The 2,580-nt window shown below is 56.7% G+C and carries 3 protein-coding genes and 1 pseudogene; all 4 read left to right on the top strand.

All coding sequences use genetic code 11. The features are described from left to right. Window positions 1–750, top strand: a pseudogene (locus Q3886_RS09990) (carbamoyltransferase HypF); the annotation flags it as partial. Window positions 751–769: 19 nt separating this feature from the next. Further along, window positions 770–979, top strand: a complete 210-nt coding sequence (locus Q3886_RS09985) for a HypC/HybG/HupF family hydrogenase formation chaperone (RefSeq protein WP_301861328.1) — start codon at window positions 770–772, stop codon at window positions 977–979. Further along, on the top strand, window positions 976–2,025 hold the full coding sequence (gene hypD, locus Q3886_RS09980) for a hydrogenase formation protein HypD (RefSeq protein ID WP_301861327.1): 1,050 nt from the start codon (window positions 976–978) through the stop codon (window positions 2,023–2,025). Before Q3886_RS09985 ends, hypD begins: the two co-directional genes overlap by 4 nt. Before the next feature lies 1 nt (window position 2,026). Next, on the top strand, window positions 2,027–2,580 hold a 554-nt coding region (locus Q3886_RS09975), incomplete at its 3' end, for an AIR synthase related protein (RefSeq protein ID WP_301861326.1).

Genomic DNA, 2,580 nt, shown 5'->3' with positions numbered 1-2,580 from the left:
GGCTCTATCTGGGGCGGTGAGATTCTGACAGCCCGTCTGGACGGCTTTCAGCGTGTGGGCTCCATTGCGCCGTTCCGGCAGCTCGGCGGCGATGCGGCGTCCCGTGAAGGCTGGCGCATTGCCGTAAGCCTGCTGTATGATGGACTGAAGAGAGATAAAAAGGCAGCCAGGGAGTGGATACAGCAGCTGGGATTGTGTGATTCCCGGCAGGCAGCAGCCCAGTTTTTCCTGGCTGATCAGTATCTGAACAGCGTCATTTCGACCAGTGCAGGCCGCCTGTTTGACGCGGTCAGCGCCATTCTTGGCCTGTGCCGCCAGTCGACTTTTGAAGGCGAAGGTGCCATGGCTCTGCAGTTTGCAGCAGAAGCATGGGAACAGGCTCATGGCGAAGAATTGCTTCCGGACGAACCGCTGCAGGATGACGGGAACCGCATGATACTGCCGACGGGAGATCTGGTGCTGACTATTATCCGCCGCCGTCTGACCGGGGAAGAACCGGGGAAACTGGCTTATGCCTTTCATCTGGCTCTGGCCGGAATGATTACAGCGGCAGCCGTCCAGGTGCGTCACGATACGGGCCTTGCGGCAGTTGCCCTGAGCGGCGGCGTCTTTCAGAATACTCTTCTCCTGCGCCTGTGTCAGCAGGGGCTGGAGGAGAGAAAGTTTACGGTTTTGACACATTGCCTGGTACCGCCTAATGACGGCGGCCTGGCCTTGGGGCAGGCTGTATATGCCATGCATGTTTTATAGTATAAAGGAGGAATTCACTATGTGTGTAGGATTACCGGCACGCGTTGTTTCTGTAAAAAACGGGATGGCTTTGGTAGATGCTTCCGGTGCGAAGCGGACTGTATCGGCCCAGCTTCTCGATGAACTGGATCCGGGCGATTACGTCATGGTTCACGCTGGTATGGCCATTGCCCGCATTACCGATACGGACAGCGACGAAGCAGATGATATTCTGGAGGATCTGATATGATCGCAGCAGGTACGCAGAAGGCCCTGAATATCATTCGGTCTTATGATGGGCCGCCTGTCCGGATTATGGAAGTGTGCGGCACGCACACGCATGAAATCTTTCGCCTGGGCATCCGTCAGGTTCTGCCAGCCCAGGTTACGCTCATTTCCGGCCCGGGCTGCCCGGTCTGCGTTACGCCTGTCGAGTTTATTGACGAAGCGCGGTGGCTGGCGCTGACGAAACATGTGACGATCTGCACCTTTGGCGATTTGATCCGCGTTCCCGGCTCAGAAGGCAGTCTGGCCAATGTCCGCAGTCAGGGCGGGAAGGTGGAAGTCGTCTACTCGCCTATGGATGCCTGTGAGTACGCCAAAGCCAATCGGCAGGAAGACGTCGTGTTCCTGTCTGTCGGCTTTGAAACGACGACGCCTGCCAGCTGTCTGGCCGTAAAAGAAGCGGCTGCTGCAGGGCTGACCAATTTTTCCCTGCTGACGGCGAATAAGACTATGCCCCAGGCCTATGAAGTCCTGAAAGGCAGTGCCGATGTCTTTTTGTATCCCGGTCATGTCGATGCCGTCATGGGGACGAAACACGGCGAAGAACTGGCAAGGGAAGGCGTATCCGGCGTTGTAGCCGGGTTTACGGCCAGTGAGCTGCTGACGGCGCTGGCGGTCATTCTGGTGAAATTCCCGCAGGGCAGGCCATTCTTTAAAAACTGCTATCCCCGTGTCGTGACAGAAGAAGGAAGCCTATCCGGACAGGCTCTCATGCGAGAAGTCATGGAACCGTGCGATGCCGAATGGCGCGGCTTAGGCGTTATTCCCCGTTCCGGCCAGCGCCTGCGGGATGCCTATGGAGCCTATGATGCCCGGCGCAAATACGCCGTCCCGGCCTTGAAGGGCCACGTGAATCCAGCCTGCCGCTGCGGCGACGTGCTCCAGGGAAAATGCACGCCTTCACAGTGTCCCGTATTTGGCAAGGGTTGTACGCCGGAACATCCTGTCGGCGCCTGCATGGTTTCTCATGAAGGAGCATGCTCGGCATATTATCAATATGGAGGAATCTAGGATGAATGATGTAGTTACACTGGCCCACGGTGCCGGTGGCAAACAGACAGCAGAACTGATTCATACAGTCTTTCAGGCTCACTTTTCCAATCCCGAATTTACGGCTGATGATGCTGCCGTATTGTCTGTAGGCGGCAGCCAACTTGCCTTTACGACTGATGGATTTATCGTGTCGCCGCCAGATTTTCCCGGCGGAAATATTGGCAAACTCAGCATCTGCGGAACTGTCAATGACCTGTCCTGCATGGGAGCCAGACCGCTGTACCTGTCCTGTGCCTTTGTCATTGAAGAAGGGTTTCCTCTGGCCAAGCTGGAAACCTATGCCGAAGCCATGGCCAGAACGGCAGCAGAAGCAGGCGTGCGCATTGTTGCCGGTGATACGAAAGTAGCCGGCAAAGGGCAGGTGGACAACCTGTTTATTACGACGACAGGTATTGGCCTGCTTACAGACGGCGTTCGCCCGGCTGGCTCCAAGGCCCGGCCCGGTGATGCTGTCATCGTCAGCGGTGATATTGGCCGTCATGGCTGCGCTATTTTGCTGGCCCGCAATCAATT

Origin of the sequence: uncultured Megasphaera sp. (assembly GCF_958350005.1) — a bacterium.
Lineage (GTDB): Bacteria > Bacillota > Negativicutes > Veillonellales > Megasphaeraceae > Megasphaera.
The sequence above is the reverse complement of the archived record's forward strand: the minus strand, read 5'-3'. Positions and strand labels throughout refer to the sequence as shown.

Bases quoted from the DNA above. Each gene is read 5' to 3' on its own strand.
- hypD (WP_301861327.1), top strand. From the start codon at position 976: ATGATCGCAGCAGGTACGCAGAAGGCCCTGAATATCATTCGGTCTTAT.
- Q3886_RS09985 (WP_301861328.1), top strand. From the start codon at position 770: ATGTGTGTAGGATTACCGGCACGCGTTGTTTCTGTAAAAAACGGGATG.